At 68.8% G+C, this 22,179-nt stretch carries 23 protein-coding genes; 12 read left to right on the top strand and 11 right to left on the bottom strand.

Annotated features, from left to right (window positions below; translation table 11 throughout):
- Positions 1–29 precede the first annotated feature (29 nt).
- From mfd to VKZ50_16345, 6 genes are all read left to right on the top strand, one after another.
- Complete coding sequence (gene mfd, locus VKZ50_16370; GenBank protein ID HLJ61301.1) at positions 30–3,353, top strand: transcription-repair coupling factor; 3,324 nt, start codon at positions 30–32, stop codon at positions 3,351–3,353.
- The gene (gene mazG / locus VKZ50_16365; protein HLJ61300.1) at positions 3,350–4,162 is read left to right on the top strand and encodes a nucleoside triphosphate pyrophosphohydrolase; all 813 of its coding nucleotides are present in this window, start codon (positions 3,350–3,352) and stop codon (positions 4,160–4,162) included. The genes mfd and mazG overlap by 4 nt, the downstream gene beginning before the upstream one ends.
- The gene (locus VKZ50_16360; GenBank protein HLJ61299.1) at positions 4,149–4,403 is read left to right on the top strand and encodes a S4 domain-containing protein; all 255 of its coding nucleotides are present in this window, start codon (positions 4,149–4,151) and stop codon (positions 4,401–4,403) included. The genes mazG and VKZ50_16360 overlap by 14 nt, the downstream gene beginning before the upstream one ends.
- Positions 4,404–4,432: 29 nt before the next feature.
- On the top strand, positions 4,433–5,734 hold the full coding sequence (gene eno, locus VKZ50_16355) for a phosphopyruvate hydratase (GenBank protein HLJ61298.1): 1,302 nt from the start codon (positions 4,433–4,435) through the stop codon (positions 5,732–5,734).
- Positions 5,735–5,832: 98 nt separating this feature from the next.
- Positions 5,833–6,582: a lytic transglycosylase domain-containing protein gene (locus VKZ50_16350; protein HLJ61297.1), complete on the top strand. Its 750-nt coding sequence runs from the start codon at positions 5,833–5,835 to the stop codon at positions 6,580–6,582.
- Positions 6,576–7,142: a septum formation initiator family protein gene (locus VKZ50_16345; protein ID HLJ61296.1), complete on the top strand. Its 567-nt coding sequence runs from the start codon at positions 6,576–6,578 to the stop codon at positions 7,140–7,142. The genes VKZ50_16350 and VKZ50_16345 overlap by 7 nt, the downstream gene beginning before the upstream one ends.
- An 85-nt stretch (positions 7,143–7,227) precedes the next feature.
- Here VKZ50_16345 and VKZ50_16340 read toward each other — a convergent pair whose 3' ends face one another.
- The 4 genes from VKZ50_16340 to VKZ50_16325 form a co-directional block, all read right to left on the bottom strand.
- Positions 7,228–7,983: a creatininase family protein gene (locus VKZ50_16340; protein HLJ61295.1), complete on the bottom strand. Its 756-nt coding sequence runs from the start codon at positions 7,981–7,983 to the stop codon at positions 7,228–7,230.
- 68 nt (positions 7,984–8,051) lie between these two features.
- Positions 8,052–8,489 carry a GNAT family N-acetyltransferase gene (locus tag VKZ50_16335; protein ID HLJ61294.1) on the bottom strand — a complete coding sequence of 146 codons (438 nt, stop codon included), beginning with the start codon at positions 8,487–8,489 and terminating at the stop codon, positions 8,052–8,054.
- A gap of 181 nt (positions 8,490–8,670) precedes the next feature.
- Positions 8,671–9,021 (bottom strand): P-II family nitrogen regulator, encoded by a 351-nt coding sequence (locus tag VKZ50_16330; protein HLJ61293.1) that lies wholly within the window; start codon positions 9,019–9,021, stop codon positions 8,671–8,673.
- Positions 9,018–10,319: an ammonium transporter gene (locus tag VKZ50_16325; protein ID HLJ61292.1), complete on the bottom strand. Its 1,302-nt coding sequence runs from the start codon at positions 10,317–10,319 to the stop codon at positions 9,018–9,020. Before VKZ50_16325 ends, VKZ50_16330 begins: the two co-directional genes overlap by 4 nt.
- 405 nt (positions 10,320–10,724) lie before the next feature.
- Between VKZ50_16325 and VKZ50_16320 the strand changes: the two genes are divergently transcribed.
- Complete coding sequence (locus VKZ50_16320) at positions 10,725–11,096, top strand: S1 RNA-binding domain-containing protein (protein HLJ61291.1); 372 nt, start codon at positions 10,725–10,727, stop codon at positions 11,094–11,096.
- Positions 11,097–11,108: 12 nt separating this feature from the next.
- Here the strand turns inward: VKZ50_16320 and VKZ50_16315 are convergent, their stop codons facing one another.
- From VKZ50_16315 to VKZ50_16305, 3 genes are read right to left on the bottom strand one after another with little or no spacing between them, the layout of a single operon-like run.
- The gene (locus VKZ50_16315) at positions 11,109–11,447 is read right to left on the bottom strand and encodes a hypothetical protein (protein HLJ61290.1); all 339 of its coding nucleotides are present in this window, start codon (positions 11,445–11,447) and stop codon (positions 11,109–11,111) included.
- A complete protein-coding gene (locus VKZ50_16310; protein HLJ61289.1) occupies positions 11,444–12,349 on the bottom strand; it encodes a prenyltransferase/squalene oxidase repeat-containing protein in 906 nt (301 codons plus the stop codon). The genes VKZ50_16315 and VKZ50_16310 overlap by 4 nt, the downstream gene beginning before the upstream one ends.
- Positions 12,337–13,110: a 5-oxoprolinase subunit PxpA gene (locus tag VKZ50_16305; protein HLJ61288.1), complete on the bottom strand. Its 774-nt coding sequence runs from the start codon at positions 13,108–13,110 to the stop codon at positions 12,337–12,339. Before VKZ50_16305 ends, VKZ50_16310 begins: the two co-directional genes overlap by 13 nt.
- Before the next feature lie 140 nt (positions 13,111–13,250).
- Here VKZ50_16305 and VKZ50_16300 point away from each other — a divergent pair, with 140 nt between their 5' ends.
- Positions 13,251–14,150 carry an NAD(P)-dependent oxidoreductase gene (locus tag VKZ50_16300; protein ID HLJ61287.1) on the top strand — a complete coding sequence of 300 codons (900 nt, stop codon included), beginning with the start codon at positions 13,251–13,253 and terminating at the stop codon, positions 14,148–14,150.
- A 15-nt stretch (positions 14,151–14,165) separates the two neighbouring features.
- On the opposite strand, the gene VKZ50_16295 is transcribed toward VKZ50_16300, so the two are convergent.
- On the bottom strand, positions 14,166–14,975 hold the full coding sequence (locus VKZ50_16295) for a putative hydro-lyase (protein ID HLJ61286.1): 810 nt from the start codon (positions 14,973–14,975) through the stop codon (positions 14,166–14,168).
- 190 nt (positions 14,976–15,165) lie between these two features.
- On the opposite strand from VKZ50_16295, the gene VKZ50_16290 reads away from it, so the two are divergent.
- Positions 15,166–16,452, top strand: coding sequence for an MFS transporter (locus VKZ50_16290; GenBank protein ID HLJ61285.1), 1,287 nt, complete (start codon positions 15,166–15,168; stop codon positions 16,450–16,452).
- Here VKZ50_16290 and VKZ50_16285 read toward each other — a convergent pair.
- Positions 16,379–17,092, bottom strand: a complete 714-nt coding sequence (locus tag VKZ50_16285; GenBank protein HLJ61284.1) for an alpha/beta fold hydrolase — start codon at positions 17,090–17,092, stop codon at positions 16,379–16,381. The genes VKZ50_16290 and VKZ50_16285 overlap by 74 nt on opposite strands.
- 527 nt (positions 17,093–17,619) lie before the next feature.
- Between VKZ50_16285 and VKZ50_16280 the strand changes: the two genes are divergently transcribed.
- Positions 17,620–18,480 (top strand): ATP-grasp fold amidoligase family protein, encoded by an 861-nt coding sequence (locus VKZ50_16280; protein HLJ61283.1) that lies wholly within the window; start codon positions 17,620–17,622, stop codon positions 18,478–18,480.
- A gap of 282 nt (positions 18,481–18,762) precedes the next feature.
- Here VKZ50_16280 and VKZ50_16275 read toward each other — a convergent pair whose 3' ends face one another.
- Entirely contained in the window at positions 18,763–19,413 is a 651-nt protein-coding gene (locus VKZ50_16275; protein ID HLJ61282.1) for an MBL fold metallo-hydrolase, read from the bottom strand.
- Positions 19,414–19,453: 40 nt separating this feature from the next.
- On the bottom strand, positions 19,454–19,996 hold the full coding sequence (locus VKZ50_16270) for a type 1 glutamine amidotransferase domain-containing protein (protein HLJ61281.1): 543 nt from the start codon (positions 19,994–19,996) through the stop codon (positions 19,454–19,456).
- Between the two features lie 676 nt (positions 19,997–20,672).
- Between VKZ50_16270 and VKZ50_16265 the strand changes: the two genes are divergently transcribed.
- Positions 20,673–21,074, top strand: a complete 402-nt coding sequence (locus VKZ50_16265; GenBank protein ID HLJ61280.1) for a ParB/RepB/Spo0J family partition protein — start codon at positions 20,673–20,675, stop codon at positions 21,072–21,074.
- Between the two features lie 101 nt (positions 21,075–21,175).
- On the top strand, positions 21,176–21,883 hold the full coding sequence (locus VKZ50_16260) for an RraA family protein (GenBank protein ID HLJ61279.1): 708 nt from the start codon (positions 21,176–21,178) through the stop codon (positions 21,881–21,883).
- Positions 21,884–22,179 lie beyond the last annotated feature (296 nt).

Raw genomic sequence — 22,179 nt, 5'->3', positions numbered from 1 at the left:
TCCCGTACAATAGCTACGGAGGATTCAGCATGTCGCTGTCCGGCGTGCTCCCGCTTCTGCAGCGCAGACGGGAGTTTCTGTTCGTTTCCGAGGAAATCGAGGGCCGCCGACGCCCGTGGGTAACCGGGCCGGCCGGCTCTGCCAAAGCCTGCCTGATCGCCGCGTGCGTGGCGCAAGCCGGCGTCCGGGTACCGGCGTGGATCGTCCTCACACCGAGCCGCGACCAGGCGGAGAAGCTCGCCGACGACCTGTCGGCGTTTCTCCCGGCGGGTACCCACGAGGTCCATGCCCTCGCCGCCTGGGAGGCGCTGGGGCCGGAGGATCCACCATCCGTGGACGCCGAGGGTGCACGCCAGCGCCTGCTCGACGCGGTTCGAGCCGGAACGCCGGTCGTCGTCGTCGCTCCGCCCGCGGGCTTCCTCTCGTCGCTGCCGGACGCCGCGAGCGCGGCGGCCGCGCGCGTGGTGCTGCGCGCCGGCGAGCGCGCGCGGCTGGAGGACGTGGTCGCACGACTGGCGGCAGGCGGGTACGAGCGAACCGACCTCGTGCACGCCCGCGGCGAGATGGCCGTGCGCGGCGGCCTGATCGACGTGTTTCCCTCCACCGAGGACCGGCCGCTCCGCATCGAGTGGACCGGCGACGAGGTCGAGTCGGTCCGGACGTTCGATCCGGACACCCAGCGCACCCTGGCCGTGATCGGCGAGACGACCGTGCTGGCGGCCCGGCTCTCCCCCTCCGATCGTCTGCTGCTCCCCGAGGCCCTGCCGGACCCGGTGTGCGTGCTGGATGAACCCGCCGAGCTGGAACGGCAGGCCCGGGCCCTGTACGAGCATGCGGCCGCCGCCTACCAGCGCGCCGTGGAGACCGAGCGGATCCCCGCAGACGTTGCCGTACCTCTGGCCCGGTGGGAGCAGATCGCCGGGGCGCTGGAGACCCGGCGGACCGTGGCGCTCTCGACGCTTCACCGACCGCCTGGGGGCGACGCCGTCGAGGTGGGATTTGGAGCGGTCGAGTCGTTCGCCGGTCAGATGGACGCGCTCGTTCAGCACGCGCGCCAGTGGATCGCCGAACACAGGCGGATCGTCGTGGCCAGCCGGCAGGGCCACCGGATCGCGGAGTTGCTCGCGGAACACGCGATCCCCGCCGCGCTCACGGACGCCGTGGACGCGTTGCCCGACCCCGGACGCGCGCTGGTCGTACCGCACCCGCTGACCGAGGGGTTCGCGCTCGACGACCTGACCCTGGTCACGGACAGCGAGATCCTCGGCTGGCACCGGCGGCCGAAAAAGCTCCGGTGGCTCCGCGACGGCTCGCGCCTCGGGAGCTGGACCGAGCTGACGCCGGGCGATCTGGTGGTGCACGTGCACCACGGGATCGGTCTCTACCGCGGGCTGGAGCGCCTCGCCTTCGGTGACGGCGAGCGCGACTACCTGCACCTGGAGTACGCGCAGGGCGACGCGCTGTACGTCCCGACCGACCAGATCGCGCTCGTACAGCGGTACGTGGGCGTGGACGGCCAGCCGCCGCAGATCAACCGGCTGGGCGGCACCGAGTGGGAACGCGAGAAACGTCGCGTGCGCGAGCGCACGCGCGAGATGGCCCGCGAGCTGCTCCAGCTGTACGCCGCGCGGGAACGCGCCCAAGGGCACGCGTTTCCGCCGGACACGCCGTGGCAGCGCGAGATGGAGGACGCCTTCGCGTACGAGGAGACGCCCGACCAGCTCAAGGCGATCGAAGACGTGAAACGAGACATGGAGGCGGCGCGGCCGATGGATCGCCTCGTCTGCGGCGACGTCGGCTACGGCAAGACCGAGGTCGCGCTGCGCGCGGCGTTCAAGGCGGTGATGGACGGCCGGCAGGTCGCCGTCCTTGTGCCGACGACGCTGCTCGCGCAGCAGCACTACACCGTGTTCCGCGAGCGCTTCGCGGCGTTCCCGGTGCACGTCGACATGCTGAGCCGGTTCCGGACCCCCAAGGAGCAGAAGGCGATCGTCGACGCCGCGCAAGCCGGCACCGTGGACGTGCTGATCGGCACCCATCAGCTCCTGAACAAGGCGATCACCTTCCGCGGGCTCGGCCTCGTGATCATCGACGAGGAGCAACGGTTCGGCGTTGCCCACAAGGAGCGGTTGAAGCAGCTGCGGACCCACGTCGACGTGCTGACGCTCACGGCGACACCGATTCCACGCACCCTCCACATGTCGCTCGCCGGGCTGCGCGACCTGTCCGTGATGGAGACCCCGCCGGACGTCCGCCAGCCGATCCGCACGTTCATTCGGGAAGACGACCCCGCGCTGATCCAGGAGGCGATCAACCGGGAACTCGAGCGCGGCGGCCAAGTCTACGTGGTGCACAACCGCGTGGACACGATCGAACGCGCCGCCCGCCGCATCCGCGAGGCGGCCCCGGGGGCGCGCGTCGCCGTGGCGCACGGCCAGATGCCCGAGGCGCGACTCGAGCAGGTCATGCTGGACTTCCTCGGCGGGCGCTACGACATTCTCGTCTGCACGACGATCGTCGAGATCGGCCTCGACATCCCGCGCGTGAACACGATCATCATCGAGCACGCGCACCGCCTCGGCCTCGCCCAACTCTATCAGCTGCGCGGCCGCGTCGGGCGCGCCGACCGACAGGCGTATGCCTACCTGCTGTACCCGCGGCACGCGCGGCTCACCCACGAGGCGGAACAGCGCCTCGTCGCGATGCGGGAGTTCGTCGAGCTCGGCTCCGGGTTGCGCCTCGCGATGCGGGATCTCGAGATTCGCGGCGCGGGCAATCTGCTCGGCGCGGAACAGCACGGCCACCTCGCCGCGGTCGGGTTCGACCTGTACATGCGGCTGCTGGAGGAAGCGGTCCGGGAGGTCCGCGGCGAACGAGTGGCCGAAGCCCCCGAGACCACGGTGGACCTGGACGTGGAAGCCTATCTCCCCGAGGACTACATCGCGGCCCCGAATCAGCGGATGGCGGCGTACCGCCGGCTGGCGGATGCCCGGAGCCTCGACGACGTCGGCGCCGCGCTCGACGAGCTCCGCGACCGCTACGGGCCGCTGCCGGAACCGGTGAAGACGCTCGGCGGGGTGATTCGGCTCCGCGTCGCCGCCCGCGGCCTGGGGATCGCGGCGATCTCGCGCGATCGGGACGGCGTGCTGTTGCGCCCGGCCGACGCGGACGCGTTCGGCGCACGCGTGCGCCCGCTGTTGTCCCGCCTCCCGGATGCTCGGTGGACCGCGGACGGCATCCGGCTCCGCGCGAACGGCGCCGGCTTCGCGGAGACCGCGGAGATGATCGGCCAATTCCTCGCAAAGATCGCCGGGGCGGCGCGACCCGGGCAACGGGAGGGAGCGCTGCGGTGAGCATCGGTCGGCAGGGGTTCGAGCACCTGGTCGCGATCATGGCGCGCCTTCGCGCGCCGGGGGGGTGCCCGTGGGACCGTGAGCAGACCCACGCATCGTTGCGGCCGTACCTGCTCGAGGAGACGTACGAGACGCTCGAGGCAATCGACGCCGGCGCCGCCGAGAAACTGCGCGAGGAACTGGGCGACCTGCTCCTTCAGGTCGTCTTTCACGCCCAGATGGCCAGGGAGGCGGGGTCGTTCACGATCGAGGACGTGATCGCCGGCCTCTCGGAAAAACTGGTGCGCCGCCACCCCCACGTGTTTGGGCAGGCGGACGCCGCGACCGCGGACGACGTCCTCAAGCGCTGGGAGGTGATCAAGGCTGAGGAGCGCGCGGGAACGACAGAGGAGCTCGGCCGCGCTCCCTCCGACGGCGAGTCCCAGGACGGCGCGCTTGGAGGCCTCCCGCGCACGCTGCCGGCGCTAGCGCTCGCGCAGGGGATGCAGGCCCGCGCGGCGCGCGCCGGGTTCGAGTGGCCCGCCCTCGCTCAGGCGACGGCCAAGGTGCGCGAGGAACTGACGGAGCTCGAGCGCGCGCACGCCGGCGAGCCGCCGGACCGCGTCGCCGAGGAGCTTGGGGACCTGCTCTTCACCGTCGCCACCCTGCCGCGATACCTGGGCCTCGATGGAGAGCAAGCGCTGCGGGCGGCATGCACGAAGTTTCGCGAGCGTTTTGCGCGTCTGGAACAGACGGTGCGCGCGGGCGGCCGGTCGCTTCACGACTGCACGCCCGAGGAACTGGCGGCGCTGTGGCGTGCGGCTCGATAAGTTCCTCCAGGTAAGCCGCCTCGTGCGGCGCCGAACGCTCGCGAACAGCCTGTGCCATGCCGGTCGGGCGACCATCAACGGACGGGCAGCGCCGCCGTCGGCGTCGATCCGGCCGGGCGACATCGTGACGGTGAACGTCGCGGACCGGCGGATCCGCGCCCGTGTGCTGGCGGTGCCGGAGGGACGGCGCCGGGACGAAACCGGCCTTGTCGAAATCCTCGAAGACACGACCGCCGAATAGCGTTCATTGGCGCGAAGGAGGACACAGCGGTGTCGAAGATCACTGCGATCACGGCCCGAGAGATCTTGGACTCGCGGGGTAATCCAACCGTCGAAGCCGACGTCACGCTGGACTCGGGCGCGACCGGGCGGGCCGCGGTGCCGTCGGGGGCGAGCACCGGGGTCCACGAGGCCCTGGAGCTGCGCGACGGCGACCGCGCGCGGTATGGGGGCCTCGGGGTGCGCACGGCCGTCGCGCAGGTCACGAAGACGCTCGCCCCGTTGCTCGCCGGCCGCGACCCGTCGGCCCAGGCGGCGATCGACCGGACGATGATCGATGCGGACGGCACGCCGAACAAGAGCCGCCTGGGGGCCAACGCCATTCTCGGCGTCTCGCTGGCGGTGGCGCGGGCCGCCGCCGCGGATCGCCGGATGCCGTTGTTCCGACATCTGGCGGAACTCGCGGGCGCGAACGCCGGCGAGGCATTGACGCTGCCCGTACCGTTGATGAACATCGTCAACGGCGGCAAGCACGCCGACAACGGACTCGACTTCCAGGAGTTCATGGTGGTGCCCGTGGGCGCGCCGTCGTTCGCCGAAGCGTTGCGCATGGGGGCGGAGACCTACCACCAATTGCACCGTATCCTGCTCGAGCGCGGGCTCACGACGGGCGTCGGCGACGAGGGCGGGTTCGCTCCCCGGCTCGGGGGGAACGAGGAGGCGCTCGACCTGCTCGTCGCCGCGATCGCCAAAGCCGGATATGCGCCGGGGCAGGACCTCGCGCTCGCCATCGACCCCGCCGCCAGCAACTTCTTCCACGACGGACGCTACGTGCTGGACGGAGGGCGCACCCGACATTCCACCGACGAGATGATCGCGTACTACGCCGGCCTGCTCGACCGGTTTCCGATCGTCTCGATCGAAGACGGGCTCGCGGAAGACGACTGGTCGGGGTGGACGGCTCTCACGGAGCGGCTCGGGCGTCGCGTGCAGCTCATCGGCGACGATCTGTACGTGACCAATTCCGCGCGGATCGCGCGGGGGATCGAACAACACGCGAGCAACTCCGTGCTCATCAAACTGAACCAGATCGGGAGCCTGACGGAGACGTTCGAAGCCATCCAGGCCACCCGCGGCGCGGGGTGGACGGCGGTGATCTCGCACCGGTCCGGCGAAACCGAGGACGTCACGATCGCCGACCTGGCCGTGGCCACCGCGGCGGGACAAATCAAGACCGGCGCGCCGGCCCGCTCGGAGCGCGTCTGTAAGTACAACCAGTTGCTCCGCATCGAGGAGACGCTCGGCGCCGGCGCGCGTTACCCCGGGCGCGTATCGTTCGCGCACCTCCGCTAACGCGGCGCGCCCCCCGGGCGACGGCCGGGAGACGTCGCGACGATCGTCGGCCGACCGCGGAAGGAATCCGTGTCGGCGCCAAGAATCTGACCAAAGCTATGGCCATCGGTCGCCGCACGGGAGGGGCGCCGCGATGGTTCCAGATCTGCGCGGGAAGCGTCGCGGCGGCCCTCCTACTCGCACTCACGTTCATCTACCTGCTGACGACGGATCACGTGCGGTCGGCGCTCTCGCGCTTTGGCCGGGGCGATGCTCCGCCTCGACCCGTGCACGGCATCCCATACGCCGATCTCATCAACGGGGCCGCCTCCGCCCACGACGTCAACCCGGCGCTCGTGGCGGCGGTCGTCGCTGCCGAGAGCGGGTTCAACGCCCGCGCCCACTCGCGCCGCGGCGCGTTCGGGCTGATGCAGGTCCTGCCCACAACGTGGCGCGAAGTCGGCGTCGCACCCTCGTGCGCGCCCGAGACCGCCTCGCTGACCGCGCCCCCGTGCATGGAAGACCCCGCGGCCAATCTCGACGTAGGCGCCGCCTACCTGCGCCGTCTCATCCGCCGATTCAACGGCAATCTGCTGCTGGCGCTCGCCGCGTACAACGCCGGCGCGGAAACGGTGGAGCAGCACGGCGGGGTCCCGCCCTACCCGGAGACCGCCCGCTACCTGCGACAGGTGGCGCTCGCGTGGTTCCAGCTGCAGCGGGACGGCACGCTCACGCCGTTCTGGCGAGGGGTGCTGCGCTCGTTCGACGTGTGGCAGCGTGCGCGCGCGGCGCTGGCGGGCGGCGTCTCCACGCTGGCGCTGCCACTTCTCTGGGCGAGCCCGCGGCGTGCGGGGGCGATCAGGTGGTGACCCCCCGCCGCCCCGATCAAGCGGCCCCAAAGGGGACCAACCAGGCTCAGGCCGTGCGCCGGGCCTCCATGTCCCCGTGGCGTCGCGTGGTGGTGGTCGCCGTCAGTCTGGTGCTTGCCTGGTCCACCGCCGCACTCGCAGCCGAGTACGCGCGCACGTACGCCCTCGCGAGGCAGGCCTCCCAGCTCGACCAGCACCGGCGGGACCTCATCGCCGCGAATCAGGAGTTGCGCGACGAGATCCAACGCCTCAGGACGGACGACGGCTACCTGGAGTGGCTGGCCCGCAAAGAGCTTGGCATGGTGCGCCCGGGCGAGGTCGAGTTTCTGATCGTGCCCGCGGGGCCGAACGGGGCCGGAAGCGGACGAAGTGCGACCGGGCATCCTGATCCTACCCAAGGCCCGCCGTCCGATCGCCTCGATCGCGCCGCGCGCGACCCGGGCGCCGTGACCGCGCCGGCGCCGGACCCAGGCGCGGCGCAGCCGCCGACGGGTGCGCGGGCATGGATCGGCCGCCTGTGGACGCGCCTCTCCTCCCTGATATCGACGCTGCACCTCTAGGCGCGGGCGCGTCGGAGACGCCGGGGAGGCGCGACCAGCCGCGCGCGCGGATTGGATCGATTCGGTCGTCGGTGAACCGCAGGGATCACTCGATCTCGCTCAGCCACGACCCGCCCTTCCATCCGTGCGAGTCGAGCAGCCTGAGGTACGGGACAACGAGCCCAACCAGCGACGCGACGATGGCCTCTCCCTGGGCGCGGGTCGCCCCAGCCGCGTCGCCTGAATAGCCCAGTGGCGCGATGTCCGCGTAGCTCCCCACGAGATCAACCGGATGGTCGGATCGTTCATTTCGCTGGGTCGACGCGAGGTTGAATCGTACCAACTGGGGCGCCGCGTACAGGACGAGGGACGTTTCAGACTGCCCCGCGTGATCCAGATCGATAGCGGTTCGTCCCGCGAGCGCCGCCCTCGCCTTGCGCTGCCATCCCGCGAAGACGGCGACGCTCAGGCCGTGGTCCTGTGACAACTGGCGCGCGGCCGCGTTGGCGACCGGCGCGTTCCCGTCGTGTGCCGAGACCAGCAAGAACTTACGGATGCCGTGGCGCACCAGGGAGTCGCCGACGTCCCGAATGACCAACGAGAGGGTCTCCGGCCGGACGGAAATGGTCCACGCGAACGCGAGGTGGTGATAGCTGACCCCGAACTGCAGAGGTGGCAGTACGAGCGTACGTCCGAGCGCCTTCGCGAAAGCGCCAGCAAGGACATCCGCCGCGATCGTGTCGGTCCCGTACGGCAAGTGCGGTCCATGAAACTCGGTGGCACCGAGCGGGAGGATGGCTTTGTCGTAGTGGCCGTCGCCGACGGCCCCCGCGGTGAGCCGGTCGAGGCGCACCTCATCCATAGCCGTCCTCCCCCACGACCCCGCCCGTAGCGATTCGCCGCGCGGTCCCGGGCCCCCTCGCGCTGGTCCTACAACTCCCGGTAGAAGTACACCGTGTCGTCGAGCGTCCCCGCCGCGCTGCGCGCATACCGAGGGATCACGCCGACGCGCGTGTACCCGAGGTGCGCATACAGCCGCTCGGCCGCATCACCCCGCCGCGTGTCAAGCACCAGCAGCGTGCACCCGGCCGCTCGGGCCGCATTTTCGATCGCCAGCATCAGCGCGCGGCCGATCCCCTTGCGGCGGGCACGCCGGTGCACCAGCAACTTCATCACTTCCGCCCGATGCCGCGCGTTCGGCATCGCCGCCAGATCGAGCTGCACGGATCCCAGCACGTCGCGGCCGTCGAGCGCGACCAGGAGCACGCGGGACCCTTGAGAGACCGCCCGAAGCACGGTGCGCCAGTACTCCAGCGCGTCCGCGGCGGCCAGGGGCGGGAGGAAACCTACGGACGCCCCGTCCTCCACCGCGTCCCGCAGCAGGTCAGCAAGCCGATCCAGATACCCATCGACCTCTGCGGTGGCGAGGCGTTCGATGCGGTACGTAGCAGCCTCCCGCGCTCGGGGCTCGCCCGACGGCTGGCCCGCTCCGAGATTCGCCGTTCCGTCCGTCTGCTGCTTCTACGACGACGACCGGTTCTCCGCCGCGTCAGCCGACCGGGGTCACCGCCGCCGTGTCCTCTTCGCCGGTCCGAATTCGGTACACCTTGTCCACCGGCAGCACGAAGATCTTCCCGTCGCCGACCTCGCCGGTGCGCGCCGCGAGCATGATCGCCCGCACGGTCGGCTCGACGAAGTGGTCCGACACGCCGATCTCGAAGCGCACTTTCTCGGTGAGCTCAACCTTGACGGTCATCCCGCGATACGTCTCCATGCGCTCAAGCTCGCCGCCGTGCCCTTGCACGCGGCTAAGCGACAGTCCGCGCACCTCGGCCCTGTACAGCGCCTCCAAGACGTCGTTGGCCCTCTCGGGACGCACGATCGCCACGATGATCTTCATGCCTTCGCCCTCGCTGATTCCAGCTTCGGTTGCGGCGAGATCTCCGGCAGCACCAACACGGTACCCTCGCCGCCCGTGTACGCTTCCTCGCCGTGCTGGGTGGGATCCATCCCCAGCGCCTGATCTTGACGGGCGGCGCGCAGCGGCATCACGGCGCCGATCACCTTGAGGAGTACGAACGTACCGAGCGCACTGTAGGCCGCCGCCCCGGCAACCGCCAGCGCCTGGATGAGGATCTGCTGCGGATTGCCGGCGATCAACCCGTTCTGCACGGTGTTCCACGCCTTGACCGCGAATACGCCGGTCAGGATCGCGCCGGTCGCCCCTCCGACCGCGTGCCCGGCGAAGACGTCCAGGGACTCGTCGACCGGAGTCTTGGCCCGCCACTGCATCGCATAGTAGCTTGGGACGGCGCCGAGCCCGCCCATGACGAGGGCCCAGATCGGCGGCACAAAGCCGGACGCGGGCGTGATCACGACCAGTCCGACGACGATCGCGCTCGCGATCCCGATCGCGGTCACCTTCCCGAGACGCCGCATGTCGAGCAGTGCCCACACCACCATCGTTCCCGCAGGGGCCAGGAACGTGTTCACGAACGCCAGGGCGGCGAGCCCGTTCGACGCCACGGCGCTGCCGCCGTTGAAGCCGAACCACCCGAACCAGAGCAGTGCGGCGCCGAGCAGCACGAACGGGACATTCCCCGGCACGAACGCCTGCCGTCCGTAGTCCGTGCGGTTGCCCACGACGAGCGCGGCGACAAGCGCGGCGACTCCTGCGTTCACGTGCACAACGGTCCCGCCCGCGAAGTCGAGCGCGCCGAGACTCCCGAGCCAGCCTCCGCCCCACACCCAGTGGGCAATCGGTGCGTACACGCACACGATCCACAGCGTGATGAACACCAGGTACGCTTGAAACCGCATCCGCCCGATGATGCCGCCCGAGACGAGCGCCGTCGTGATGATCGCGAACGTCGCCTGGAACGCCATGTAGATGACAGGGGCGATCGTGGGGCTCAACGACTGGCCGGGCGCCAGGTTGACATGGTTGAGCAGCATCCAGCGGAGGTCGCCCAGCAGGGCGCTGCCGGGGCTGAACGCGAGCGAGTACCCGACCAGGGCCCACGCGACCAGGGAGAACCCAAGCGTGGTGAAGCTCATCAGGATCGTGTTCAGGACGTTCTTGTTGCCGGTCATGCCCCCGTAGAAGAAGCCGAGCGCGGGCGTCATGAGGAGCACCAGTGCGGTCGCGGTCATCATCCAAGCAAGATCCGCCCCGTTGAGCGTCGGTGTCGTTGTCATCGTGCCTCCTCCTCGTCACAGGCGCGGTGGTCTGCCGCCACGCGCGTCCAGGTCTCGCAATCGGAGGCGTCCCGGCCTCAAGCCGCCCGGGGCACAAAAAAACGCCACCCCAACGGTTCGTTGGGCTGGCGTCACGGCACCCAAGGCCACGCGGTCGGCGCGGACTCGCGGCTTGTTTGATAGAACACCACACCGCAGGCGTGGTGTCAAGGGCCGCCGGGCCGCGAAAGGGGCGCCCTCCCGCTTCATCCGGCGGTCGCCGGGGGGCGGCGCCTCCCCCTTTTGATCTCCGGCGCGACGTGCCTTTACGTTTGTTGCACGTTTCGTTGCAGTTTGTTGACACCTTTGGGGGGGTGGGCTATAATACGCTCTGCATCTCTCACTGGGAGGTTCGGTTTCACCGGTATGAGCCTTGAGGCTGGAACGGTCCTTGAAGGCGTGGTCGTCAAAATCACCCACTACGGCGCGTTCGTAGAACTCCAGGACGGCAAGAGCGGTCTCGTCCACATCTCCGAAATCGCCGACACCTACGTCAAAGACGTACGCGACTACCTGAAGGAACAGGAGCGCGTCAAGGTCAAGGTGCTCGGCTACAACGACAAGGGCAAGCTGGATCTCTCCGTCAAGCAGGCGCTGGATCCCGCCGAGCGGCAGGCGCGCGCGCGGTCGAAGGCGACGTTCGAAGAGAAGCTCACCAGGTTCATGAAGGAGAGCGAGGAGCGGCTGCTCGATCTCAAGCGAAACACGGAGGCGAAGCGCGGCGGGCGGCGGCGCTGAGTCCGCCGGAGGCTACTGCACCCCCAGCATCCAGGCCACGTCCTCGAACGTCTGCCACACGATCTCATCGGTTTGCAGGCTTCGGCTGTGCTCCCGGATATTGCCCAGTTCGCCCAACTGTTCGAGCTCGTCCCGCATCCGCTGCAGCCGGTTCCGCAACCCGAGCACCCGCTGATCGATGGTCTCCTCCGGCAGCAGGCCCTGCACTTTCTCGAGCGCCTCCCGCTCGACCTTGCGCGCCAGTCGGTCGATCTCGACGGGCTCGAGCCGGGAGTACACGACCAACCCGCGTCGCTCTTCGAGCGCCGCGCCCACCACGCCCTGCAGTTCCTTCAGCACCTGTTCGGTCATCCCCTGATTTCCTCGTCTGCAAAGTTCGCCTCGGGAAGGGCGTCGCCTGCTCCCTCCGGCGCGTCCGTGTCGCCGCCATAGTGGAGTAGCGCTCGCAGTGCCTGCAAGGTGGCCTCAACGTGATAGGCGTCCCCGTCCTCGGACACCCACGACCCGTCGGGCTGGGACAGCACGCAGAGGCGCTCGAGGGTGCGCACGACGACCGGCGTGTCGTCCTCCACGCCGCCGCCGCCGAGACGTACGAGCATGTCGGCGAGAGCCCCGGGCCGCCAGCGGCTGCCGTCCACTGCCCCGAGCGCCTGGAGGCCGCGGACCGCGGCGTCCGACCCCGGGCCCTCGACGAGGTGGAGAAACGCCGTGGCCAGCCACGTCGTCCGCAGGAAGCCCACAAACCGGCCGCCTGGCGCCTGATGTCCACGCAGGTATGCGGCGGCCCGCCCGATGGCGTCGTCACGCCCGCCCGCGCGCGCCAACCAGTATCCGACGAGCGCCGTCGACGCCGTGCGGACTCGGAGGTCGCTGGGAAGCAGGCGCGGCGGCGGCGCATACCGGAGGATTCCGGGCGGCTCGTCCCACGACCCGTCCGGGCGTTGGTCCGCGAGCAGAAACACCAACGCGCGTTCGACGTGCGGCCCGTCGAAGAGCCGCAGATCCTCGAGCCAGTTCAGCGCGGTGGCCGTCGCGTCAATCGTGGACACGCGGCCCTGCACGAACTCGTACGGGAACCCGCCGTCCTCGTTTTGACGGGCCTCGAGCGCCCGCACAACCTTCGCGTCGGGGCGCGGCCGGCCGAGTATGCCGCGCAGCCGCGCCCGCTCCATCTCGCTCCCGTTGTGATCGATATAGGCGATCGTGCGCCCCCAGTCGATCCACGGCACGCGCGGCGCGGCTAGGACAGCCATTGCCCGAGCGGCGCAATCTGCACGCCCGCCCGCGTGAGCGCATTGCGCGCCGCCCGCGCCAGCGCGGGCGCGCCCGGCGTGTCGCCGTGGAAGCAGAACGTGTCGGGCTCCAGCCGAAACTCGCCGCCGTCAACCACGTCGACCACGCCCTCGGTGACGATGCGCACGACCCGGCTGCCCACCGCGTCCGGATCCGTCAGGAGCGCCCGCGGATGGCTCCGGCTCACGAGCGCCCCGCTGCGCGTATAGCCGCGGTCGGCGTACGCCTCCCGTGCGACCCGAAGTCCGGCCTCGCGCGCGACGCGTTCCAGGACCGACCCACAGAACGCCACCACGATCAGACGGCGGTCCACGCTCGCGATCGCGTCGACGATCGCCCGCGACTGCGCCTCGTCGTAGGCCGCCATGTTCTGCAACGCCCCGTGGCCTTTCACGTGCTGCAGGGCCGCACCCCGCGCGCGCGCGAACGCCTCCAACGCGCCGATCTGGTAGATGAACGTCGTGCGCAGTTCGTCCAGCGACAACCGCATCTCGCGGCGTCCGAATCCCACGAGGTCGGGAAACCCGGGGTGGGCGCCGATGCCGACCCCGTGTTGCCGCGCCAACCGGACCGTTCGCTCCATGACGAGCGGATCGCCGCCGTGGAACCCGCACGCCACGTTCGCCGACGTGATCGCTGGCATCATCTCGGCGTCGGCGCCGATCGTGTAGGCGCCGAAGCTCTCGCCCAGGTCGCTGTTAAAGTCTACCGTCCGCGTCACGGACCCCTCCTCGGTTGCCCCTCTCCACCCAGATACGTGTTCGCCCGGAGGAAGCCCTCTCAGACGATCCGAACGTTTCTATCATCATCCCATTCCCAAGGAGGCACGCCGCCGCTCTGATCCGGGCGCGGCGCATCAACATGGCGGAACGTATCGGGTTTCTCGGCATCGGAGCCATGGGCCAGCCCATGGCCGCGAACTTGGTGCGCAAGGGGTTCGACGTCACGGTCCTCATTCACCACCGGCCCGAGCCGGCGCGCACGCTCGAAGCCCTGGGCGCGCACGTGGCGGGGTCGCTCGCCGCGCTCATCAAGGACTGCCCGATCGTGATCGCGTGCCTGCCCACCTCGGCGGAGGTCGAGGCCGCCGTCCTCGGGCCCGGCGGAATGTTGGAAACCGCGGGTGCCGGCGCCATCTTCGTCGACATGGGAACGAGCCGGCCGGCGTCGACGCGGACGCTGGCCGCCCGGCTTCGCGAGCGCGGCATCGCGATGGTCGACGCCCCGATCACCGGCGGCGTGCACGGCGCCGCCGAGGGCACGCTCACGATCTACGCCGGCGGGTCCACGAAGGACATCGCCCGCATCCGGCCGGCGCTCGACGCGATGGGACGCACGATCCTGCACATGGGCGACATCGCGGCGGGGCACGTGACGAAGCTGCTCAACAACATGATCTCGCTCTCCTCGATGGCCATCCTCGCGGAGGCGTTGTCTCTCGGCGTGCGCGCCGGCCTCGACCCGGCCCAACTCGTCGGCGCATTGAGCGCGGGCAGCGCCGCGACGCCGATGATTCAGGCACGCGGCACGCGGATTCTCAAGCGCGAGTTCGAGCCGTCGTTTCAGGTGGCGCTCGCGCACAAGGACCTGCGGCTGGCTCAGGAACTCGCGCAGGAGCACAATCTGCCGGTGCCGGCCGCGACCGGGGCGCTGTTCACGTTCACGGTCGCCCGAAGCTTGGGTCTCGACGCCGAGGACACGGTCGCGGTGGTGAAGGTGTGGGAGCGAATCGCCGGGGTGGAGGTCAAGCAAACGCCGTAGCACGCGCCCGTCCGTTCACCCGGTCGCCAGATCCTCGTCCAGCAGGTCGGTGAGAAACATGTGGCCCGGCGCGTGGGTGATCATCAACTCCACCTTCGCCGCCATGGCGACCGCCTGCGGGGTCACGCCGCAGCCCCAGAACACCGGCACTTCGCCCGGCTCGATCCGCGGCGGATCGCCGAACTCCGGACGCGCGAGGTCTCGAACGCCGATCGCCGCCGGGTCGCCGGCGTGCACCGGCGCCCCGTGCGCCCGCGGATACCGCCCGGTCACGAGCACCGCGCGCGGGACCGCCGCCGGCGGCAGCGGCCGCATGCTGACCACCATCGGTCCGCGGAGCGCGCCCGCAGGCCGGCACTGGATGGACGTGACGTACATGGCCACGTTCCGACCGTCCTCGATGTGGCGCACCGGCAACCCGGCGCGCTCCATCGCCGCCTCGAACGTGAACGAGCACCCGAGCAGGAACCCGACGAGATCGTCCCGCCAGTACCGGGTGATCTCGGTCTCCTCCGCGTCGAGCCGACCGCGCCGATAGATCCGGTAGCGCGGGATGTCGGTCCGGAGATCGGCCCCGGGGGCCGCCAGGGTCGGCTCGGGAGAGCCCGGATCGGTGACGTCGATCAACGGACACGGTTTCGGGTTCCGCTGGCAGAACACCAGGAAGTCGTACGCAAGCTCGCGCGGCAGCGCGACGAGGTTGGCCTGCGCAAACCCGGGGGCGAGGCCGGCCGTGGGCCGGTCCCACTCGCCGCGGCGGATCCGCATCCGGAGATCGCGCGGGGACGCCCCGCGGGACGCGTCGACGTCGGTCGTCGAAGACATGGCGTGATATTCCCCGGATCGCCGCGCCCGTCCTCCCCGCGCCGGCCCACGGGTGCCCCGGGCCGGGCAGGGGCCGATCGCGCGCTCTCGAACGAAACGGCGACGTGATGCGCACTCGACGTCCACACCACCGACGCTCCGAACATTCCGCAGGCGTTTGCGCGTCCGGCCGCGCGGAGCGCCCCGGCAGATGATCTCGCCGCCGCAGCCCGCAGCCGGCCCAGACGCGGCACATGTGTACTACGGTTGGATCATCGTCGCGGCGCTGTGTGTGACCGAGACCGTCTCGTGGGGCATCATCTACTACGGGTTCCCGGTGTTCCTTCAGGCGATGGAGCACGAGTTCAACGCGTCCGCGATCTCGGTTGCCGGCGCGTTCTCGCTGGCGCTCGCGATCACCGCGCTCGCGGCAGTGCCGGTGGGACGGTGGATGGACCGGGCCGGGCCGCGCGGCCTCATGACGGCGGGATCGTGTCTTGCGGCCGCACTCACCATTGCCTGGGCCCGCACCACCAGCCTGGGCATGTTGTACGCAGTGTGGTGCGGAATGGGATTCGCCATGGCGATGACCTTGTACGATCCGGCGTTCGCCGCGATCGTGCAGTGGTTCGGCCGGCACCGAGACCGCGCGCTCCTGACCGTGACCCTCGTCGCAGGGCTCGCCAGCACGATCTTCATGCCTCTGGGCGCGTGGCTGCTCTCGCGGGTCGGGTGGCGCGACGCGGTCGAAATCCTCGGCGTCTTCCTCGCCGTGGTGACGATCCCGATCCACGCGCTGGTGCTCCGCCCGTCGAGCCTCACGCACGCCGGGGACGGCGCCACCGGCAGCACCGTCGGGCCCCCCAGCACGGGCGTGACGCTGCAGGCCGCTCTTCGCACGTCGGTGTTCTGGGCGCTCAATGCGGCGTTCGCGGTGGGGGCGTTTGCCACCGTCACGATCACGGTACACCTGATTCCGTTCCTGACTCAACGTGGATACCCGCAGGCGTACGCCGCGGCCGCCGTCGGCTGGATCGGCGCGATGCAGATCCCGGGACGACTGCTCTTCGTCCCGGTCGCGGCATGGCTCGGCCGCCGCGCGGTCACGGGATCCGTGTTTGTCGCGCAGGCGGTGGCGATGGCGATGCTGCCGTTCGTGGGGCGCCTGCCCGCACTGATTCCCGCGATCCTGCTGCTCGGCGCCGCGAACGGCATGGCCACCCTCGCGCGGCCGTCGGCGGTCGCGGACGCGTTCGGTCGCCGGTACTACGCGAGCGTCAGCGGGGCGATCGCCGTGGGCTCGAACGGCGCGCGGGCGTTGGCCCCCATCGGAGCCGCGCTGCTGGGAAGCTGGATGGGAAGCTACGGGAGCCTCTTCTGGACCCTTTCGGCCGCCCTCGCGGCCGCCGGAATCGGACTGTTCCTCACGGAGTTGAGGGCGGCGGGAGGTGCGGTGCCGCGCCGAGCGTCTCGCGGAACTCCCGGATCGCCTGATTGACCTCGCGAGGACGCTCCAGCGGAACGCTGTGCCCGGCGCCGGCGACCACGACGAGGCGCGCACCCGCGAGGTGGTCGCACAGGTACTCCGCGAACCGCGGCGGCGTCATCCGATCCTCGCTACCCACCACGACGAGCGCCGGCAGTCGGATCGCCCCCAGGCGGTCGCGCACGTCGAACGCATCGCACGCCTCGAAGTCGCCGAGCGTCACGTCCGGAGACATGCCGAGCATCGTTTCGCGAAGGCGGGTGCGGAGCCGGGGGGACGCACCTTCCCCGAGCGAGAGCTGCACGATGCGGTCGACCGCAGCTGGATAGTCGCGGCGGAGCGCGGCCAGAATCTCCGGGTGCACACGCAATCGCGCGCCGGTCGCGATCAATACGATGCCCGCGAGATCGTCTGGGTGGGTGAGCGCGTACCATAGCGCGATCGCGCCGCCCATGGAGTGGCCGGCAATGACCGCCGGAACCCACCCGCGCGCCTGTACGGTCGTGTGGAGCCACGCGCCGTAGTCCTCGACTCGCCGGCAACCCGGGCCCGGTTCCGCGTGTCCAGGGAGATCGAGCGCGACCGCGTCGGGGAAGGCGAGCCGCTGCAGATCCCAGGCGCGTGCCATCCCACCTGCCCCGTGAACGAACACCACGCGAGCGGGGCGGTTCACGGTCTGCGTCACGACACGGGGGCCGCCGCGCGGTATCGACCGAACAACGCAGCTCGCGGGCGAGCGCCGCGACGGACAGGCAGGATGTTCGGCCCTGGCATTCCAGACGCTCCTTGACGCTCCCGACTACGCGCTCCCGAGTTTGGAAATTCGCTAATCGATTCCCTAACGCTCTCGACCCTTCCTTGGCCCGTTCCGGCCCGCATGGTTCCATTTCCCATCGTCGCCACGCCCGCGACGATGGCGGCAGGCTGAGAGGCGGTAGAGTAGCAGGCGGCGGAGAGCTCTCGAGCATCTCGTGAGCGATCGAGCGAATCACGTGGATGGCGGTTTCGCACGTGGAAACGGTTGAGCCTCGTCGGCGACTGAATGCTGCGGCAGAGGGTTCAGTCGGCGGCGGGGTGGTCTTGGGGCGAGAGGGTTGGGCACGGATAGCGAAAAGCCTCTCATATTGGTAGTGTGGTGTCGAATTCGGAACGTCGTATGCGCCAGCCCGGGAGGTCACCGTGCAGAGAGCGCTGGAACGTGCGGTGAAGGCTGTGCTGCCAGAACAGGTCGCATCGATGCTCATTTTGATGCGGCGTCACAAGCTCATATTCGGAGTCTATCCGAATCTTCTTCATCCAGTGACGTACAATGAGAAGCTGGTGCATCGCATCTTGTTCGACCGCCGACCGATTTGGGCGCGGTTGCAGGACAAGTACGCGGTGCGCGAGTACGTCAAAGAACGAATCGGCGAACAGGCGTTGACGCGCTTGTACTGGGTGACGAAGGACCCGGCCGACATCCCATTCGACGCGCTACCGGACAAGTTTGTCGTGAAGCCAACCCACGCCTCGGGGTGGATCGTGCTCGTGCAGGATAAGACACGACTTAATCAGCGGGAGCTCGTCGGGACTTGCCAGCGGTGGCTCCGTGAGAACTTCTTCCACTGCTCTCGAGAACGGCCCTATAAGAGCATCGTCCCCCGCATCATGATCGAGGAGTACATCAACGATGGCACCGGGTTGGTGCCTAGGGACTACAAGCTCCATGTCTTCGATGGGCGGGTCGAGATCATTTCCGTCATGGCCGGGCGGTTTCAGGACATTCGCTGCACAGTGCATCGACGCCCTTGGACCAAATTGGACATAAAGTGGGGCATGGAGCAGCTTGACGCAGACCCAGCTCCTCCTCGGCACCTTGAAGCGATGATCGAGTATGCTGAGGCTTTGGCAAAAGGGCTGGACTACGTCCGGGTGGACCTGTACGATACCGCGGACAAAGTTTACTTCGGCGAACTGACGCCAACGCCGGGAGCTGGGACATTCGCTTTCGAACCTCGTGAGTTCGACAACGAGATGGGGAAACTCTGGTCTATGTCGTGAAACGCATCGCCTTCTTTCATGGCGGGGGCATTCCGCCGATCCTCGCTTCACTCCACCAAGAGGCCGCTATCCACGAGGTTTGCGGGTATCAATTCCTGACCGTTCGGTCGCACACGGAGTCTGACTGAAACGGAGGATCACCGCGTGAAAAAAACTGGAAATCGTCCGGGCTCTCTCCGACCTGCCCAAACGTCTCTCGCGACCCGCGTTCGCCGGTCTTCCGACAGGACGTATCCAATCGGTTTCCAGGATCGGCCCGGTTGGAGCCTGTGAAGCTTATATCTACTTGGGCTTCCGAGCGGCCTGGAGGCCTTGGAGGAACGGGTTGGATCGCCGCTCCTCCCCGATCGTCGTCTCCGGACCGTGCCCAGGGTAACAGATCGTGTCGTCGGGTAGCGGCAGCAGCACGCGCGCAATCGACTCCAAGAGAGCCTCCGTGCTCGCGCCGGGAAGATCGGTCCGTCCGATGCTGCCGGCGAACAACGTATCGCCGACGAACGCCAACCCCTCCCCCAGGAGACACACGCCCCCGGGGCTGTGCCCGGGCGTGTGACGAACGGTCAGGCCGAGGCTCCCCACACGGAGCAGCTCCCCGTCCTTGAGCCACCGGTCCACCGCCGGGGACGGCGGCACGTCCACGCCGAAGATCTCCTTCGCGCGCGCGGGCCCCTCCGCCAGCACCTGGCGCTCGGCCTCGTGGATCCAGAACGGTGCGCCGGTCGCCCGGCGCACCGCCTCGACGGCCATCACGTGGTCGAAATGGCCATGGGTATTGACGATCGCCGCGACGCGTCCGCCGTGCCTGCGCACCGCGGCCAGGATCCGTTCCGGCTCGTCCCCTGGATCGATCACGAAGAGTTCGCCGACGGCGTCGTCCCCGAAGAGATAGCAATTCGCCTGAACCGGCCCGACCGGGAAGCCCTCGAGAATCATCCCGCGATCCGCGCCATCGCAGCGAATGCGTGCGGGTGGGCTACGCCCGCGCCCCGACCTTCGCCCCGCTGAGGGCCTTGATGATCTCGCGGCAGAACGCCGGCAGATCCGGGGGCGTCCGCGAGGAAATCAGGTTGCCGTCAACGACGACTTCCTTGTCGACGTAGTGCGCTCCCGCGTTCACCACGTCGTCCTTGATCGCACTCACGCATGTCATCGTCCGGCCCTTGAGGATTCCCGCCGAAATCGGCACCCAGCCGGCATGGCAGATCGACGCGACCACCTTGCCCTGTTCGAACGCCTCGCGTACGAGGCGCAGCATCGGCTGATGTCGCCGCATCCGGTCTGGCGCGTATCCGCCTGGAACGATGACCGCGTCGAAGTCGGACGCCCGCGCATCGTCCATCGACATGTCCGCTTTGGCAGGGAACCCTTCCTTGCTCTTGTAGGTCTCCCCGGCCTTCGGGCCGACAATCGCGACATGCGCACCCGCCTCGCGGAGCCGGAACACAGGATACCAAAGTTCGAGGTTCTCGTAGTGATCCTCGGCGAGCACTGCGACTTTCTTGCCGGCGAGCTCCATGGGGCACCTCCGTAGTGGTACTCTGACGTGCGGGGTTTTCAACTCAAGTATAGACACGCCCCGCCCTGAGGGTCAACTTGTGGACGGGGAGTCTCGTGCGATGCGTATCCCGGTTCCGCCCCGTCGCGGGATCGGGCACATCGCTTCTCTCGTTATCCCGCTCTGGAACCGCGTGCACAGCGCCCAACTTTGCGAGGCTTGCATGGTACGGCGCGCGCGAATCCAGAGTCGACGTTGCCCGAAACCGATAGACCGCGCTCCGCTTGATGCCGCAGAAGGCCAGCGGCGTCGCGGAGTCGCCTGAGAGGATTGTGGAATAAACGAGGCCCGTTCCGAGTATTCCTTACTGACGGGGTGACGCTTTCGGTCACCCCGGTTGTTCTCTACGAACGTCTCTGGAGGTATCGCAATGTCACCCACGCGCTGCTTGGAATGCGGGCGAGAGAAGCCCGTACTCGCGGTTGAGCAAGAAGATGACTTCTGCTCAACGGCCTGCGCCAGGCGGCACCACGGGATGGGCCAAGCAGAGCGGACAGATCGTCGGGTCGCAGCCTCTCGTCGAACCTTGACTCGGAGCTTCAACCGGGTCCTCGTCGCGCCGGGACCCTCGAAGAACCATCGGACTCATCGAGGCATGGCTGACTGACGCGGACACGACGCCGCGAAAGGTGCGCCGATGAGTCGGGCCCGCATCCTTGACGATCTTGATGATCTGTGCGACCTGCTGAACCCCAGGGCCCTGATTGTCCCCCATCCAGTAACAGACCGTGAAAAGCTCGCCGGTCTTGCCCAAGCGATGCAATCGAATGGATGGACGGAGAGTCCGATTGTCGCCTTTGACGAGATCGCGCTCTGTGGGGCCCATCGACTTGCGGCCGCGCACGAGGCAGATATTCTCATCCCGGTCATCCAACTTACCCGCCACGCAGACACCCTGTGGGGTGAGGGCGCACTTGCCGACATCGAGGAGGCGATCGCCGATTGCGACGACGCCGGCACCATCACTGCGACGATCACGTCCATCCTGCGACGCCGGGATGACAGGCTGTCGGAAGTTCTCGGATTGGACGCGTACTAGTTTCCCGGGCTTGGATGCGATGCGCGCACGGGGCGATAACAAGAGCGCTGCAGTTCCCTGAGACCTCTGCTTCGGACTCACGGCAGAGCTAAGGAGGAAAGATGCACGCAACGGGTGTGTCCACGCTCTTTCAGGGCCTCACAACGCCTCACGTGGCCGATGCCTGCGTACGAGCCGGGGTGGACGTCCGCTGTGCGCCATGTGAAGTTCGGGCGCTATGCCCATCCGACTGGATCGCCGGCAGAGTTCGGCCCGTCCGGCACTACGGTAGCGTCGATATCTTTCTTGAAGCCTTGGAACATGCTTCGCCGGGCGACGTTCTGGTGATCGACAACTCCGGCCGTCGAGACGAAGCATGCGTCGGAGATCTCATTGCCCTGGAGACAAAACTCGCCGGCCTGGCGGGGATGGTCCTCTGGGGGCTGCACCGGGATACGCAGGAGCTCCGTGAGATTGGCCTCCCGATGTTCAGCCTTGGCGAGTGCCCGACCGGACCGCTCCGGCTCGATCCGCGGGACGCCGATGCCCTCGGCTCGGCTTGCATTGGCTCCTGGACCGTTGGCGCCGACGATGTCGCGATCGGCGACGTGAACGGTGTGTTGTTCCTGCCGCTGGCGCGAGCGGAAGAGATTGCGATGATCGCACGCTCGATTCGAGATACCGAGCGCGCCCAGGCGGGGAAGATGCGCGGCGGCACGTCACTGCGCGCGCAACTGCAGTTCGCCGATTTCCTTGCCTGGCGTGCGTCCAATCCGGCGGCGACCCTTCGCGAGCACTTGCGCCGGATTGGTGGTGCCATCGAAGAATAGGAGCGGCCAAACGCTATTCCGGGCCGCGAATGACGCGGTCCCAGCGACGGTTGCAAGACATGGAACCTGGGCGTCACGGGAGGGTGCGGCTAGGCCGGGAGTCGGCCGGCCTCCTCGGAATTCAGCGCAAGGAGGAAGGTTGCTGATACGTCGCGCGTTGGTCCTTGGAGCGGGAGGACACGCCGCGAACGCCTGGGAGATCGGGGTGATTGCGGGTCTGGCCGACGCGGGCATCGACGTTCGTAACGCCGACCTGTTTGTGGGTACCTCCGCCGGCGCTCAAGTCGCGGTTCAGA

The organism is bacterium, assembly GCA_035295165.1.
GTDB lineage: Bacteria > Sysuimicrobiota > Sysuimicrobiia > Sysuimicrobiales > Segetimicrobiaceae > JAJPIA01.
Note: the sequence above shows the minus strand (reverse complement) of the source record. Positions and strands in the feature narration are given on the sequence as shown.

What these genes read in the sequence shown, in the direction of transcription:
- VKZ50_16320 (HLJ61291.1), top strand. Translation starts at nt 10,725, where the DNA reads ATGAGCCTTGAGGCTGGAACGGTCCTTGAAGGCGTGGTCGTCAAAATC.
- VKZ50_16265 (HLJ61280.1), top strand. Translation starts at nt 20,673, where the DNA reads ATGAGTCGGGCCCGCATCCTTGACGATCTTGATGATCTGTGCGACCTG.
- mfd (HLJ61301.1), top strand. Translation starts at nt 30, where the DNA reads ATGTCGCTGTCCGGCGTGCTCCCGCTTCTGCAGCGCAGACGGGAGTTT.
- VKZ50_16350 (HLJ61297.1), top strand. Translation starts at nt 5,833, where the DNA reads ATGGCCATCGGTCGCCGCACGGGAGGGGCGCCGCGATGGTTCCAGATC.
- VKZ50_16340 (HLJ61295.1), bottom strand. Translation starts at nt 7,983, where the DNA reads ATGGATGAGGTGCGCCTCGACCGGCTCACCGCGGGGGCCGTCGGCGAC.
- VKZ50_16260 (HLJ61279.1), top strand. Translation starts at nt 21,176, where the DNA reads ATGCACGCAACGGGTGTGTCCACGCTCTTTCAGGGCCTCACAACGCCT.
- VKZ50_16295 (HLJ61286.1), bottom strand. Translation starts at nt 14,975, where the DNA reads ATGTCTTCGACGACCGACGTCGACGCGTCCCGCGGGGCGTCCCCGCGC.
- VKZ50_16315 (HLJ61290.1), bottom strand. Translation starts at nt 11,447, where the DNA reads ATGACCGAACAGGTGCTGAAGGAACTGCAGGGCGTGGTGGGCGCGGCG.
- VKZ50_16275 (HLJ61282.1), bottom strand. Translation starts at nt 19,413, where the DNA reads ATGATTCTCGAGGGCTTCCCGGTCGGGCCGGTTCAGGCGAATTGCTAT.
- VKZ50_16325 (HLJ61292.1), bottom strand. Translation starts at nt 10,319, where the DNA reads ATGACAACGACACCGACGCTCAACGGGGCGGATCTTGCTTGGATGATG.
- VKZ50_16270 (HLJ61281.1), bottom strand. Translation starts at nt 19,996, where the DNA reads ATGGAGCTCGCCGGCAAGAAAGTCGCAGTGCTCGCCGAGGATCACTAC.
- VKZ50_16330 (HLJ61293.1), bottom strand. Translation starts at nt 9,021, where the DNA reads ATGAAGATCATCGTGGCGATCGTGCGTCCCGAGAGGGCCAACGACGTC.
- VKZ50_16300 (HLJ61287.1), top strand. Translation starts at nt 13,251, where the DNA reads ATGGCGGAACGTATCGGGTTTCTCGGCATCGGAGCCATGGGCCAGCCC.
- VKZ50_16310 (HLJ61289.1), bottom strand. Translation starts at nt 12,349, where the DNA reads ATGGCTGTCCTAGCCGCGCCGCGCGTGCCGTGGATCGACTGGGGGCGC.
- VKZ50_16290 (HLJ61285.1), top strand. Translation starts at nt 15,166, where the DNA reads ATGATCTCGCCGCCGCAGCCCGCAGCCGGCCCAGACGCGGCACATGTG.